We start from the raw sequence: 15,027 nt of genomic DNA, 5'->3' as shown, positions 1-15,027 counted from the left end.
AATCATGTGATTCATGTCTGGGGAGGATGAACAGCGCCGAGAGGAGGCTGTTGTCCTCCTCTGTTTTTTGAACCAACAAGACGGTTTTGTGTATTCAACTCTGGTCGTACATTTGCGAGAATGACATTAACAAGTTTGTGAAAGCGTTATCAGAAATAAAAGGATAACTCGTTTCACATAACCATATCAACATAAAAGGGGAGATTGGCATGGTGAAGAAGGCAATATTCCTGATGATGGCTGCATTGCTCGTTTTTACAGCGGCGTGTAGTTCAGGTGGAGGAACTGAAGGAGGATCTGGAGATGACTCAGTTACCCTGCGGATCGCTTGGTGGGGTTCGGATGCACGGCATGAATATACACAGAAGGTCATCGACCTGTACAAATCGAAAAACCCGAATGTCAAAATCGACGTGGAATATGCTTCATTTGATGACTACTGGAAAAAGCTCGCACCACAAGCAGCGGCAAATCAGTTGCCTGACATCGTTCAGATGGATATTTCCTACATCAGCCAATATGCACAAAATGGTCAGCTTGAGGATCTAGCGCCTTATCTGGGCAATCAGATCAAAGTGGACGATGTGTCCGAGAACGTTATTAGCACAGGTGTAATTAACGGTAAACAATACGGTGTACCTGCCGGTGTTAACGTTCTGGGCTTCCAATATGACCCTGCTTTGCTTCAAAAAGCGGGAGCGGAAGCTATGCCTGAAAATATGACATGGGAATCATACGAAGCACTGGGTAAACAAGCCGCAGAGAAAGGCCTGTATTTGGATGGAGGGGTAGCTCCTGATATCTTCTTCCATTACTTCCTGCGTACCAAAGGACATTCGCTTTACAATGCAGAAGGAACTGGCCTTGGTTATGATGATGACCAATTGTTTGTGGAGTTCTTCGGACTTATGCGCCGCATGATCGAGCAAGGTGCAGCACCTACGCCGGATGTAGCCAACCAAACCAAAGGCATTATTGAGGAATCAGATCTCGTGAAGGAAAAAGGAATCGGCGTATGGCAATGGTCCAACCAGTTCGTAGCCTTGCAACAAGTAGCGAACCGTCCACTCGAAATCGCTCCAATGCCAGGACCAGATATGGAAAAAGGACTTTATATGCAGCCAAGTATGTATTGGGGTGTAACGTCCAACTCCAAAGTGAAGGAAGAAGCAGCTAAATTCATTGATTTCTGGGTGAATGACGTGGAAGCCAACAAACTGATCAAAGGTGAGCGCGGTGTGCCAATTTCAGGAGCAATCAAAGAAGCTATCGCACCTGAGCTGAGTGACGCAACGAAACAAGTCTTTGAATTCGTAGCAGCCATGGAGCCAAAAGCTTCACCAATGAGTTCTCCGCCACCGGTTGGTTCACCTGAAGTAATCTCTGCTCTGGCAGATGTGGTTGAAGAGTTGAACTTTGGCAAAATTACACCTGAACAAGCAGCAGAAACATTCCGCAAGAACGCCGAATCTGTACTTGCGAACAATAAATAACAGTTGAATGATGGCTTGCTCGTCCCACTTCAGGGATGGTCGGGAATGGGGCTACTCGCGAATGCGAGGGCCTTTCCCCGTCCAGATGACCGAAGCAAGGATGAGGGAACAAGCTGATCCATGAAGGAGGTTCGTTCCATTGAGGCAGTATTCGTCGTTACGTAGAAACTTAACTGGATATGCGTTCATAAGCCCGTTTATTATTGGATTCCTGGGCTTCACACTCATCCCCATGTTTGTGTCCTTATATATGTCGTTCACGAGTTATAACTTATTCACTTCTCCGCGGTGGATTGGGCTTGATAACTACACCAAAATGTTTTTTGATGACCCGAAATATTGGAACTCGGTCAAAGTGACGTTTCTGTATGTATTCATTGGGGTACCGTTAAGGTTGATCTTTGCCCTCTTCGTAGCGATGGTCCTAAACACTGGCTCTCGTATGATTGGAACGTACCGGACGCTGTATTACCTGCCATCCATTATCGGTGGTAGTGTGGCCGTATCCATTATGTGGCGTAACCTCTTCAGTAATGAGGGTGTTATCAACAGTGCTCTAACGGCAATCGGGATCGGGCCAATAAGCTGGTTTGGTGACCCGAATGCGTCCCTGGTTATGCTCATCTCACTGTCTGTGTGGCAGTTTGGTTCGTCCATGCTGATTTTCCTGGCTGGTCTCAAAAATATCCCTACGGAGATGTACGAGGCAGCAGGTGTGGATGGCGCGAATCCTATACGGAAATTTTTCAGCATCACCTTGCCACTGCTTAGCCCGATCGTCCTGTTCAACATGATTATGCAGACGATTGGAGCATTCATGACGTTTGTACCTGCCTATATTATCTCCAAAGGCGAAGGTGGTCCAATGGACGGTACGATGCTGTACTCCCTGTATCTGTTCCGTCAGGCGTTTATGTTTAACAACATGGGTTATGCTTCGGCCATGGCTTGGGTCATGCTCATCATGATTGGTATACTCACGGTAGCTGTGTTCCTGACATCCAAGTACTGGGTGTTCTACGAATCTGAAGGAGGGAAGTAACGATGGTTTGGAGAAATGTAAAATGGCCCGTGTATCACCTGTTCGTTGCAGCTCTTGCCCTCCTGATGCTCTATCCCGTCCTATGGATGTTATTCAGTTCATTCAAGGAAAGCCGTACGATTTTCGTCACTGCGGATACCCTGTTTCCTGCGGAGTGGATCTGGAGCAACTATGTGGATGGCTGGAAAGGCACAGCTGGAAGACCGTTTATGGATTACATCACCAACTCACTTGTAATCGTGGTTATTTCCACGATCGGTGCCGTAATATCGTCATCGTTGATCGCTTTTGGTTTTGCCAGACTTAACTTCAAGGGACGTACATTCTGGTTCTCCTTGATGATGTTAACACTGATGTTGCCACATGACGTGGTATTGGTTCCTCAGTACATCATTTTCACGAAGCTCGGCTGGCTGAATACTATCTTGCCAATCGTTGTACCTACATTCTTCGGAATGCCGTTTTTCATCTTCCTGATGGTACAGTTCATTCGAACGATTCCGAAGGAGCTGGATGAGGCTGCAACCATCGATGGATGTAACAAATTCAGACTGTATATCCAGATTATTATGCCGCTGATCAAGTCTTCTCTGGCGACTGCAGCCATCTTCTCCTTCTACTGGAGATGGGAGGATCTGCTCGGTCCGGTATTGTACCTGAACTCGCCTGATAAATACACCGTGTCGATGGCGCTGAAAATGTTCCTCGATAGTGAATCTGCTTCCAACTGGGGCGCAATGTTCGCCATGTCCATCGTCAGTCTGGTTCCGGTTGTAGCTGTGTTCTTCATCTTCCAGAAACAAATTGTTCAAGGGATGAGCACCAGTGGATTGAAAGGATAAGCCAGCTTACTGTATCTTCGTATCTTCGCCCGAATGAACGTTTACGAAAGTTAACCAAGGAGGTTATCGCTTTTGAATAAAGCTCAAGGTAGTCAGGCCGTTGCCATGGAGGCAGCGGCAGAGGGCCAGGCAGTGTCCGTGACCAGCTGGAAGTTTAACTTTGGACCGGACTCGGGAAGAGCAGATGAGACAGGGGATTATCTGAAAGTAACTGCAACAACCGCATACGAGGAACGCGGAGGATACGGATTCGAGTCAGGATCTCTGGTGTATGAGAAACAACGCATTAGTGATGACGATGTGTCGGATCCCACGAAACAACATCATAACAATTCGGGGCAGACAACCATGTCTGCCCGATTGCGTTCAGGTTTCTGTATTCCGCTCAAAGCATCGTTCATCGTGGATGTTCCCGATGGAACCTACCAAGTATTACTCGTTGCAGGTGATGAATTGGCTGAGACAGTGACCCGCGTGAAAGCTGGTGAAGGCAGACTTGTACTGCCAACCATTCGCACACTTCCCGGACAATGCGCAGAGGTTCGATTCTCGGTTGTTGTTCGCGGCGGCAGACTTCGTCTGTCATTCTCCGGTCCTGCACCGAGAATTAATGCTTTGGAGATTACTCTTGCGAATCAGACCATGACCGTATTTCTTGCCGGGGATTCAACCGTAACAGATCAGCCGGAAAGTGGATATCCATATTGCGGTTGGGGCCAGTTATTGCCAGCCCAATTCAAACATGATGTGGCAGTAGATAATCACGCCCAGTCAGGGCGCAGTTCCCGCAGTTTTATTAATGAAGGCAGATTAAGCGCCATTCTGGAGCGAATCAAGCCTGAAGATTTTCTGTTTATTCAATTTGGACATAACGATGAGAAGCCGGACCCTGAACGTGGGACGGACCCATTCACAACATATAAGCAATATTTGAAAAAGTATATCGACGCTGCACGCGAAGCCAAGGCTCGTCCGGTGCTCATAACCCCGGTACATCGTCGCTATTTTGCGGATGATGGCACATTGACCGATACGCACGGCGATTATATTATCGCCATGCGTGAGTTGGCGGAAGAGGAAGATGTTCCGCTGATCGATCTGGCTGAGCGCAGCCGTCTTCTGTTCGAGCAGGCGGGCGTTGAAGGCACCAAGGACGACTTTATGTGGGTACTGCCAGGCGAGTATGTGAACTTCCCCTCAGGCGTGGAGGATAACACGCATTTTCAGGAACGCGGTGCCCGTCGCCTTGCCCAGCAGGTGGCAGAAGCCATCTGCGAGTTAAAATTGCAACCGCTGCAGATGTATCTGCGGTAGCAAGCAATCGCAGAATTCATTTTTACTGCTCTAGGAGATAAGCTACCGCAGGATTTTAAGTCCTGTGCGTCTGTATTTAAGCGAAGCGAGTTAAACGAAGTAACGAGCCAGCAAAAAAGTTGCCCAGCGAAGAGCGAAGGCAATAATTTTTTAAAATCAGTTCGGCGAGCGTAGCAGCGGAGGAGGACGGAATCGGGTAGAGGGAGCGAAGCGTCCGCCTTTGGAGCGGGATTTCCCCTGCTGAGGGGGAATGAATAGAAATCCCGAGCCAACAGCGGCCCATAGCCCGATCCGTCCACCGGAGCGGCTGCCGTGCGAGCCCACCCGATTTTAAGAGTTGGCTCCGCGAATGAGCCGAAGAAATCCCGAGCCAACAGCGGTCCACAGCCCGATCCGTCCGCCGAAGTGACTACCCCGCGAGCCCATTTATTTTTAACCTATATTGCAATCGCAAAAAAAGGAGGATGTATTCAATGACAACTGATCAGACAGAATTAGGCACGTCCGCCCGCAAGATCGCTCCAGCAGCTACAGGGCACACCTACTGGGTTATCCCGGATGGCTACATTCCCCCAGAGAGCCGTGGGACATTGGAGAGTCATGAGAGCATTTGTGTGCTAAATACAGGTTTGGAAGATGCAGATCTCAACATAACGATCTTTTTTGAAGACAGGGAGCCCATAGAGAATATTGAAGCTATCGTACTTGGCAGAAGAACCAGCCATATTCGAACCGCATCACTGCATTCCGGAGATCAGTATATTCCCACGGGTGTTCCATATGCGATCACTGTATCCAGCAACGTCCCTGTCATCATCCAGTACAGTCGTTTGGACACGACCCAGCCTGAACTGGCACTGATGAGTGTCATCGCATTTCCGCTGAATTGAAGTAAAGACGACCAGTAACCATGCATTCACTGCAGGTGACTGGTCGTCTTTGTGCATTACTCGGTATATTTGTACGTACTGGCATTAAGGATTTTCACATGAACTTCCACTTTGCCAAGATTGAATTGTTTGATGGGATCAGCCCGTTGCTGGACCAGCTCTTTCCACACCGCAAGATCATGACGATACAGATGTTCCGCAAGGCCGTAAGAATCAATGTTACGAGATTTGTTTTTTTGGAAGGTTGTCCGAATTTCAGATTCGATCTGCTCCTCGGCAGCTTTCTCCATCGTGCGGGGAGAATTATGGGAGCCATTATCTTCAACGATGACGCTTTTCACCGAAGTAGTCAGGTCGAAAGTGACCCCATTGCCTACTTTCCTTGATGAAATCTTTGTCTGCGGGTTATGGAGGCGAAGTGTAAGATCAGGAGTTTTGCTTCCATTCTTATACACGTAAAGCGGATACTGGTAGACATGATTATAATTTACGAATCGAGTACCATCTGCATCCTTGCCTGCCACTTTCCCTTGGCTTCTGCCATTCGAAATGACAAAAAATCCATCCGTTCTAATCAAAGGGGGAGCTTTATCTCCATTGAACCAGGTTTTGTTTTTATCGGTGATTGAGGGTAACAGGATAACCGAAGCAGGCTCACGGAAACCGTCAAGAAGCTCATGAAGACGGATAGGTTCAAAGGCAGAATGTTGCTTATACAGCTTAACCGGTTCGAATAGCTCAATGGTCTGGGTAGATTGGTTCAGCAGGGCAGAGGGGGACAGCACTTCGGGTATGCTTTGTTCCGTGCCGAAGATCCATGGTGTGTATCTCAGCTGACCTGAATGCAACAGCGTGTTAAAAATCTCCTCCAACCGCCCACTCATTGCATTTTTTGATAAAACAATTGCTTTAACATGGGTCCACAATGTTTGTTGCTGGGAAGTTTGATAGAGGTCGTTAATAGCCATACTTAGCGTTGTGCCTTCGCCTCGACCAACCCAGATATCACTTTCTTCCCGCGAAGTCGGCCCCTCTTGTTTGGCAATACTGGAGAAATCAATTAATTGAGCATAAGCGACATATTTGTTATCCTCATAATCTATCCCTATTCCCGTGATAAAGTTAATGCTTTGAACCTCTTTGGAATCCCAGCACCCCGACAGTATAATCAGGCAGCTCATAAGCAAGCACAACAGGTAAATCCATTTGCTCATTGGCGTTTTCTCCCACGCGTGGAATCCTGAGTATGGAGTGCAGCTGGACGCTTGGTTCTCTTCATGGATGGATACATGGATACGGCTTGGGTGAAGTCGCCGGGAATATAGGGAGAAACGGGGGACAGATAGGAAACACCATAACACTCCAAGGAAACAAGGTGAACCAGCAGAGCGAATAATCCCAGCATGAAACCGAATAATCCAAGGATGGAAGAAATAACAAGCATCCCTATCCGAACATGAGCAGTAGCCCCACTGAGCACCGTATTCACCAGAATATAACTGGAGATAACTGAAATTGCTACCGTGACAATGATGGTAGGAGAAGTAATCCCGGCACGAATAGCTGCATCTCCAATAATGAGTCCACCTACCACACTGACCGTTTGGCCCAAAGCTCGAGGCAGTCTGCGACCAGCTTCATTGAACAACTCAAACATAAAAATCATTAGAAATGCTTCCAGTGTTACAGGCATTGGCAGCCCCATACGAGTCCCGGCAATCGTTGCCAGAAGAGGCAGAGGGATCTGTTCCACATTGAAACTGGTGAGTCCGATATAGAAAGCAGGAAAAAAGCAGGCAATCAGCAAACCGGAAATTCGCAGAATGCGTTCAAAGGTCACAATGAAGAAAGGAGTGTTTTCGTCTTCCGGTGATTTCAACTGGTTGAACAGTGTGGTTGGAGCGATGACTGCCACGGGCGAACCTTCAATTAGAACAGCGAAGCGCCCATTTAAGAGCGAGTTCACGACATAGTCCGGTCGCTCTGTATTATCGGTGAGAGGAAAGATACTGCGAATGCCTCCCATAACTGCTCGTTCCATAACAGAAGTTCCAATAATACCATCGACTTCGATTTTGTCCAGATTTTCACGTGCTTCTTTCAGGATCTCAGGATTGATAATGTCTTTTACGTACAATAAGCCGATAGCGGTCTGAGTTCGTCCACCTTTAACGTATTTTTCATAGCACATGGAAGAGGTTTTCATCCGTTTACGAATGAGTGCGATATTTACACTCAGCTCTTCGGTAAATCCATCGCGAGGCCCTTTTACGGAAGATTCGATGGCAGATTCTTCTGGGTTGCGCCCTGGTATGCTCGCAATATCCAAACTGCAGGATTGATCGCCGTTGCCGAAGATCAACAGCAGTTGTCCACTAAAAAGCAATAAATTTAATTGATCCGTATCTTGAAGGTCTTCTATTGGATTTAATGTTAGGCCCAGTTCTTTCGGGTGTAAATCTTCTTCGAACAGGGAATGCTCCTCGAGCCGGGGAATGATAAACTGATTGATTTGTTTGGCATCCGTCAAACCATCGCAATATAGCACAATAATCGGCAGATCAAGTTCATCTTTTGCTGGAAAAGTTTGAATGACAACATCCGCGCAGGGGTTGAATTGCTCTTTCAAAGAGGCAAGCAGTGTTTCATGGGACGTGTTGTCAATCGTTGGGTGCTCCATGATGTTTCCTCCTCTGATGGCGTGAGCTGATGAGTGCAACCGTTGTTGCGATTATAGCAAGTCCGCTAAGATAGATGAGATTGAACGGGAATATGTAATCGACAAGCAGCTTTTCGAATGTGATATCGTCTAGACGGTACAGCATGGAGAGTATAAATAGAACGGCTAAAGAGACACAACTGATCCTTCTTTTAGAGGTGCTCTTAATATCCCAAATTTCCACCACAATATACATGGCAAGACTAATCCGGGTAAACGAGCCGGCGAGCCATTGGTAGATGGAAAAGAAGTCAGTTTGCGCGATGTATTTGCCCAAGGAGGCTATCCGCCACTCTTCAAAAGCGGGATAACGCATTTTGGCAGCCTCAAAAGGATTAAATTCCACGATAGCACCAATGAGTGGCCCCAGTGTCAGACCTGCAATGACGAGTGCGAGCATCACATATTGCCATGGACGAATCCTTTTGGAGAGATGAGGTTGTATGTACCACAAGAGCAGCAGCTCGAACATGCCTGCAAGGCTGTAAACCATGCCATGAAGCACGGGAGGCCAGCCATGTTCAAGTACAGGAAGCAGACGACTGTAATCCTTGTATTGGGTATTGACGATCGCAACATAGAAGCCAAGCAGTACAACGAGAGGGAGGACCAATCCTGCTGTAAAAGCCAGCGAACGAATACCTTTATAGGCTGCATAGGCACAGAGCGACATGAGCGCAATGCTTGTAAAAAATACGGGTGTCTCCGTCAGGTAACTGGTTTTGGCCCATGTGGTCGTGTCATGCAGGGTGAAGTAGATCACGGACAAGAAAAAGAGGCTGTTCCCAATCCGGAAAAGCAAGCCGAGGGGCTTGCCCAGATGTGAAGTCAGCCATTCATGCAGGGTTTGATGCTGGAGAAAACGAGATACATAGGCAAGCATTAGGGAAAATACAAGGTAGGGACCTACGGATAGCAGGACCGAGATCCATGAATCCCTTTTGGCTGCACTCAATAGGGCGGGAATGATCAGCACGTGGCTAATCAGGCCGACGGATAACATAATTAACATCATGGCTTGCAAAAAAGAAGGTTGTCTAGGTTTCATGCTGAGGAAGCCCCTTTTCGCGATAGACTGTCCTCAGCAGTGTTAACGTGATTTGTGCGCTTCATACAGGCAAGCCTGCAGATCATGTGGTGCGTCTCATCCTGTAATTCGGACTCCATCTCTGTGTTTAGAGATCAAAATAACGAATACCCATGGCTTCTCGCACTTCAAGCATCGTTTCCCGCGCGACTTTGCGAGCCTGGCGGGTACCTTCGACAAGAATCTCTTTCACCTCGTCTAATCGCTGTTCATATTGATTTCGCCGTTCACGAAAAGGAGTAAGCAGATCGTTAATCGCACTGCCTGCGATCTGTTTGCAGTCTTTACATCCGATCGAACCCTGGCTGCAACTGGCATGTATTTCGTCTACATTCTCCTTGCGGAAAAGCTGATGATAGGCAAAAACAGGGCAGATATCCGGGTGTCCTGGATCAGAACGATGGATGCGGGCAGGATCAGTTTTGGCCTTGGTCGGTTCCACTGACCAGCCTATGTTTGCGACCGCTCATATTGGTGCCAAGCACACCAGCGATAATCAACAATGCACCAATATAGTGGTAGCTACCCACTGGTTCATGCAGTATCCATGCACCTCCTACGATGGAGATGAGTGTGGACAGGTTGCTGAATACACTCATTTGGGAAGCCTCCAGATGAGTCAGGGCATAACTCGCGAGCAGGGTGGAGATCATGGTGGAGAGGATCGCCAGATAAGCAAGGGCACCCAGATAGGATGTATCTCCAAGTGGTTTGATGTAGTCCATCATGGAACCGCTGGAAGCGTGTCGGATCAGTGAAGCGGCGTTAAACACAATACAACCAACCATCAGCGTGACCCATGTTAATTCCATGGGTTTATACTTCTGGGTTAATGGTCTCGCAAGTACACCATAACCTGTAAAACAGACCGTGGATAACAGCAATAATGCAATGCCCTTCAGGTTACCCACTGACACGCCATTTCCTTGCATCATGAAAATAAAAACGACTCCAGCGACAGACAGAAGCAGGAAAAGCTTTTGTGTGGTGGATGTGCGCTCCTTCAGGAAAACTGAAGCGAGAACGAGTGTGAATACAGGGGCCATAGCCTGAATAATACCGGCTTCCGATGAGTTGGAAGATACGAGTCCAAAGGCTTGAAAGGCAAAAAATAAGACGGGAGATAACAGCCCCAGTGGAATGATTTTCCACAGATCACGAAGGCTAAGCCGGATTTTGATCCAACCAAAAATGACAGGAATACTGACAACGATCAGCGACAGGGCGAATCGGTGGGCAAGCACATCAATGGGATGTGCAACAGTGACAGTCATTTTAACAAATAGAAAAGATAGACCGATAATAGCCGCGTACAATACAGCTGCGATATAAGCGTATCCCCGAGTGTGTGTTGTGTTCATAAAAGCTCCTCCAATACAGTAGTCATAGTGCTTTATCTTTCATTATCCTGAATTATGTCAGGTTCGAGTCACGTGCTGGCCTTATTCAATATACTGCCGGGTGCATCGTGCTACAATAGATAAAAGCATGGACTGTAACGGTACAATTGTGGGAGAGGGGTGAGTGCAGTGAGAAAATACGAAGTGATTGCCGAAGCATTAAAGCAGTGGATTCAGGAACAAATGTTGCAGCAAGATCGTCGGCAGTGGACAGACAAGGGCATTCGACTTCCAGCCGTTCGAGTTGTAGCAGAACAGTATCAATGCAGTGTAAGTACGGCTATTCGTGCATATGAGTGGCTGGAACAGCGGCATTTGGTGTATGCCATACCTCAATCCGGTTATTATGCCGTACAGAACGGGACAGGTGCTCAGGACATGGACTGGCAGGGAGCGTTGGACTTTGCTTCAGCTGCTCCCGATCCAAGGGTGTTCCCTTATGCAGACTTTCGTCATTGTGTGGATCAGGCGATGGAGAAGAAACAGGCAGAGTTATTTATGTATGGCACGGATCAGGGATTACCTTCGCTTATCATGCTATTGCAGAAGCAGTTTGCGGATTATCAGGTGTTTGCGAGAACAGAGCAGTTCTTTATCACATCAGGTGTGCAACAGGCACTGGCTGTACTTGCATTGATGCCTTTTCCCAATGGAAAGAGAAAAGTATTGCTTGAACTGCCGACCTATCACAATATGCCTTCGCTACTGAGTGGATTGAATGTGCCGATTGCCGGTGTGAGACGTGCCCTGAATGGGCTGGACTGGGCATCGCTTGAACGTCAGTTCGCTGAGGAAGATATCAAGTTTTTCTATGTCATGCCGCGCTTTCACAATCCGATTGGCACATCGTTGACTGCTGCTGAGAAAAAGAAACTGATCCGGCTTGCACAGCGGTACGATGTCTATCTGGTAGAGGACGATTATCTGGCTGATCTGGAGGACAATACGAAACAGGACCCGCTATGGTCCTATGATACCGAAGGCCGGGTCATCTATCTGAAGAGTTACTCCAAAATTTTGTTTCCAGGTCTCCGCATTGGTGTAGCTGTTCTGCCCTCACCACTAATTCAATCTTTTGGGGCTTACAAAAAAATGCTCGATATCGACACTTCCGTTCTGTCTCAAGCTGCTCTGGAGATCTATGTCCACAGCGGAATGTTTGCTCATCACAGGAAAGTGATTCGTAACCGCTATGCTGCCCGGATGAACACGGTGCATGAGCAACTGGACACATATCCAGACTTTGCTCCATTTATGGAGGCTCCTCGAACAGGAGGGGAGCATACCGTATTACCTTTGGCGGGTGATATGCCGCTTCGTGTTCTACTGTCCCGGCTTCAAAAGCGCGGAGTCATCGTTGATACGACAGAACGGTATTATCCGGAGGGAACATATCAGGCGCATGAGGATCAAATGCTGCGATTGAACATCTCCAATGTGCCGAAGCAGCGAATCGAGGAAGGGATACAGAAGATCCGGGAGGAAATTTTGAAACTGCAGATCAGTCAGAGATAAAGACAAGACTATAACAGCAAGGCCATTACAATAAAACGCATATAGTTGTTACACTTAGCATCTATCTAGTCGTATTGGCCACTCACCACTATCCGTATATAACAAAAGGCGTCCACACAAGTTAATCACTTGTTGGACGCCTTTTCCTTGAGTTGCTATCTATCAACGATGCAGCTTGTACTCTACATTGTGAATGGAAATAATCTAATTTATTCCTGAGCCATCGCTTTGAAGGAAGCTTCTGCGGCTTCCAATGTAGCCTGAACATCCTCGTCTGTATGAGCCGTGGTCAGGAACCAGGCCTCATATTTGGATGGAGCCAAGTTAATGCCACGGTCCAGCATGTGACGGAAGAAGGAAGCGAACAGCTCTCCATCCGTGTCTTGTGCATGATCGTAGTTCGTAACCGGATGATCACAGAAATGGGTGGAGAATGCACCGCGAATCCGGTTGATCGTTAGTGCAATGCCATGACGGTCAGCAGAAGCTTGCAGACCTGCCGTCAGATCAATAGCAAGGCGTTCCATCTCTTCGTATACACCCGCGCCTTGCAGGACCTCCAGACATGCGATACCAGCCGAGATGGATGCAGGGTTACCAGCCATCGTTCCCGCCTGATATGCCGGTCCGAGTGGGGCAACCTGCTCCATAACATGTTTGCGTCCGCCGTAAGCACCGATTGGCAGGCCACCACCAATAATTTTACCAAGAGCCGTCAGATCGGGTTCAATCTCCGCATGGTTTTCGAGTCCGGCATACGTCTGAGTAGAACCGTAATGGAAACGGAAAGCCGTAATGACCTCGTCATAGATAACCAGTGAGCCGTTAGCACGTGTCATGGCACAGAGGCCTTCCAGGAAGCCAGGCTCCGGCATAACCATACCGAAGTTCCCAACGATCGGTTCAACCATAACCGCAGCAACATCGTCACCCCAACGCTCCAGTGCAGCTTTGAGGCTATCCAGATCATTGTAAGGCACGGTGATGACCTCTTGCGCAATACTGGTTGGAATGCCTGCACTATCCGGGATACCCAACGTAGAAGGGCCAGAACCGGCAGCCACAAGCACCAGATCCGAGTGACCGTGGTAACATCCGGCGAATTTTACGATCTTGTTGCGTTTGGTGTAGGCACGAGCTACCCGAATCGTGGTCATGACTGCTTCCGTACCGGAGTTTACAAAACGCACTTTATCCATGGAAGGAATAGCTTCCTTCAGCATTTTGGCGAGCTTGATCTCAAGCTCTGTCGGGGTACCGTACAGTACACCATTTGCTGCTGCTTCCGTAATGGCCTGCGTAATATGCGGGTGGGCATGTCCTGTAACAATCGGACCGTAAGCGGCCAGATAATCAATATAACGGTTGTCATCGACATCCCAGAAGTGGGCGCCTTGGGCTTTTTTCATAAATACAGGTGCACCGCCACCAACGGCTTTGAACGAGCGTGAAGGGCTGTTAACACCTCCTACAATATGCTCAAGTGCTTCTGCGTATAGAAGTTCGGAACGGGAACGTGATGTATTCATAAGATAACTTCCTTTCGTAATTCAAAATATGATAAATTAACAAGCCACAGAAAGATATGATGATTTTCTCATAATAGTATAGCCGGGCACAACGAGAGGGCAGCGTAATGGCTGCCCTCTTCATGTTTAGATTACTGAGCCGGTTGTTCTGACTTTTGATCGTCGCCACTGGCTGTTTTATCTTCGGTACTGGTCGTACTATCATCCGTTGTAGCAGGCGGGTGAATAATATCCTGAATATGCTGCTTCAATTTCTCTTCATTGGTAACCGTCAATACTTGCGCACCGCCTGCTGTACGTTCTTCTTTCAGCAGGTTCATTGGCGGAATCTGCTCACTGCCGTTCATGCTGCTCTGGTAACCGAGGCCACCCAGCTTCCACATATCGGAGAGTGTCAGATTCGTATCCACATAAGGATTAACCTGTTCCAGTATGGAAGGCAGTTTGGCAATGGTAGTTGTTGACTGCATTTTCGCTGTTACAGCTTTCAGCAACTCACGCTGACGCTCGGACCGAGCGAAATCAGACATTGCATCATGACGGAAACGAACGTACATGAGCGCTGTCTCGCCATCCAGATGCTGATATCCTTTTTTGAGATCAATATCGTATTCGTTATTGTCTGCTTTACTTGTATAGTGCATGTCTTTCTCCACATCAAAATCAACACCGCCAACGGCATCCACCAATTTGATGAATCCCTGGAAATCCGTATACACATAATACTGTACAGGAATGCCGAGCAGGTCGCCGGCAGCTTGCATCGCTGCATTAGGACCATGGGTGATGGCAGTGTTGATCCGTTCCTTGCCATATCCGTCAATATTGACGTAAGTGTCGCGCAGAATGGAGAACAGATTGATTTTTTTGGTAAGTGGGTCGAGCGATACAACCATCATGCTGTCGGAGCGGGGAACTTCACCTTTTTTCAATCCGCGCGCATCGACACCCATAACGAGAATATTTACCGTTTCTGTACCTTCCCATTTGGGTGGGTCAGGAGTATTTACTTTCTCCACATTCTCGATACCTGCGAATGGTGATTCGTCACCGTCTTTTGCCAAACCGTCCAACTGATTGAGAATAGAACCGAAATAATATGCCGCTGCTCCTCCAATAATTAACACGAAGGCGGCAAGAGAAATCCATATGGTTCTCTTCGTCTTTCTGGTCATGCTAGCTCTCCTTTGTATTTG

Annotated in this window: 13 protein-coding genes; 6 read left to right on the top strand and 7 right to left on the bottom strand. The window is 47.8% G+C overall.

Annotated features, from left to right (window positions below; translation table 11 throughout):
* The first annotated feature begins 209 nt into the window (after window positions 1-209).
* The 5 genes from FE296_RS03750 (at window position 210) to FE296_RS03730 (ending at window position 5,581) form a co-directional block, all read left to right on the top strand.
* A complete protein-coding gene (locus FE296_RS03750) occupies window positions 210-1,493 on the top strand; it encodes an ABC transporter substrate-binding protein (RefSeq protein WP_124118735.1) in 1,284 nt (427 codons plus the stop codon).
* 139 nt (window positions 1,494-1,632) lie between these two features.
* The gene (locus FE296_RS03745) at window positions 1,633-2,535 is read left to right on the top strand and encodes a carbohydrate ABC transporter permease (RefSeq protein ID WP_091039042.1); all 903 of its coding nucleotides are present in this window, start codon (window positions 1,633-1,635) and stop codon (window positions 2,533-2,535) included.
* 2 nt (window positions 2,536-2,537) lie between these two features.
* On the top strand, window positions 2,538-3,377 hold the full coding sequence (locus FE296_RS03740; protein ID WP_091039044.1) for a carbohydrate ABC transporter permease: 840 nt from the start codon (window positions 2,538-2,540) through the stop codon (window positions 3,375-3,377).
* 105 nt (window positions 3,378-3,482) lie between these two features.
* Window positions 3,483-4,691 carry a rhamnogalacturonan acetylesterase gene (locus FE296_RS03735; RefSeq protein WP_150364272.1) on the top strand — a complete coding sequence of 403 codons (1,209 nt, stop codon included), beginning with the start codon at window positions 3,483-3,485 and terminating at the stop codon, window positions 4,689-4,691.
* 473 nt (window positions 4,692-5,164) lie between these two features.
* Window positions 5,165-5,581 (top strand): sensory rhodopsin transducer, encoded by a 417-nt coding sequence (locus tag FE296_RS03730; protein WP_150364262.1) that lies wholly within the window; start codon window positions 5,165-5,167, stop codon window positions 5,579-5,581.
* Between the two features lie 56 nt (window positions 5,582-5,637).
* On the opposite strand, the gene FE296_RS03725 is transcribed toward FE296_RS03730, so the two are convergent.
* The 5 genes from FE296_RS03725 to FE296_RS03705 all read right to left on the bottom strand — a co-directional run bounded on the left by FE296_RS03725 (window position 5,638) and on the right by FE296_RS03705 (window position 10,748).
* Window positions 5,638-6,795, bottom strand: a complete 1,158-nt coding sequence (locus FE296_RS03725; protein ID WP_150364261.1) for a Ger(x)C family spore germination protein — start codon at window positions 6,793-6,795, stop codon at window positions 5,638-5,640.
* Complete coding sequence (locus FE296_RS03720; RefSeq protein ID WP_150364260.1) at window positions 6,792-8,261, bottom strand: spore germination protein; 1,470 nt, start codon at window positions 8,259-8,261, stop codon at window positions 6,792-6,794. Before FE296_RS03720 ends, FE296_RS03725 begins: the two co-directional genes overlap by 4 nt.
* Window positions 8,242-9,348 carry a GerAB/ArcD/ProY family transporter gene (locus FE296_RS03715; RefSeq protein WP_150364259.1) on the bottom strand — a complete coding sequence of 369 codons (1,107 nt, stop codon included), beginning with the start codon at window positions 9,346-9,348 and terminating at the stop codon, window positions 8,242-8,244. Before FE296_RS03715 ends, FE296_RS03720 begins: the two co-directional genes overlap by 20 nt.
* 127 nt (window positions 9,349-9,475) lie before the next feature.
* Complete coding sequence (locus FE296_RS03710; protein ID WP_190945019.1) at window positions 9,476-9,829, bottom strand: tryptophan--tRNA ligase; 354 nt, start codon at window positions 9,827-9,829, stop codon at window positions 9,476-9,478.
* Complete coding sequence (locus FE296_RS03705) at window positions 9,804-10,748, bottom strand: DMT family transporter (RefSeq protein ID WP_150364258.1); 945 nt, start codon at window positions 10,746-10,748, stop codon at window positions 9,804-9,806. The genes FE296_RS03710 and FE296_RS03705 overlap by 26 nt, the downstream gene beginning before the upstream one ends.
* A 222-nt stretch (window positions 10,749-10,970) precedes the next feature.
* Between FE296_RS03705 and FE296_RS03700 the strand changes: the two genes are divergently transcribed.
* Window positions 10,971-12,302, top strand: a complete 1,332-nt coding sequence (locus FE296_RS03700) for an aminotransferase-like domain-containing protein (RefSeq protein WP_411860557.1) — start codon at window positions 10,971-10,973, stop codon at window positions 12,300-12,302.
* A 209-nt stretch (window positions 12,303-12,511) separates the two neighbouring features.
* On the opposite strand, the gene FE296_RS03695 is transcribed toward FE296_RS03700, so the two are convergent.
* Window positions 12,512-13,831, bottom strand: coding sequence for a glutamate-1-semialdehyde 2,1-aminomutase (locus tag FE296_RS03695; RefSeq protein WP_150364256.1), 1,320 nt, complete (start codon window positions 13,829-13,831; stop codon window positions 12,512-12,514).
* 131 nt (window positions 13,832-13,962) lie between these two features.
* The gene (locus tag FE296_RS03690; RefSeq protein ID WP_091018703.1) at window positions 13,963-15,006 is read right to left on the bottom strand and encodes an LCP family protein; all 1,044 of its coding nucleotides are present in this window, start codon (window positions 15,004-15,006) and stop codon (window positions 13,963-13,965) included.
* Window positions 15,007-15,027: the final 21 nt, after the last annotated feature.

The sequence above is a fragment of the Paenibacillus sp. UASWS1643 genome (assembly GCF_008693195.1).
GTDB lineage: Bacteria > Bacillota > Bacilli > Paenibacillales > Paenibacillaceae > Paenibacillus > Paenibacillus amylolyticus_B.
The sequence above is the reverse complement of the archived record's forward strand: the minus strand, read 5'-3'. Positions and strand labels throughout refer to the sequence as shown.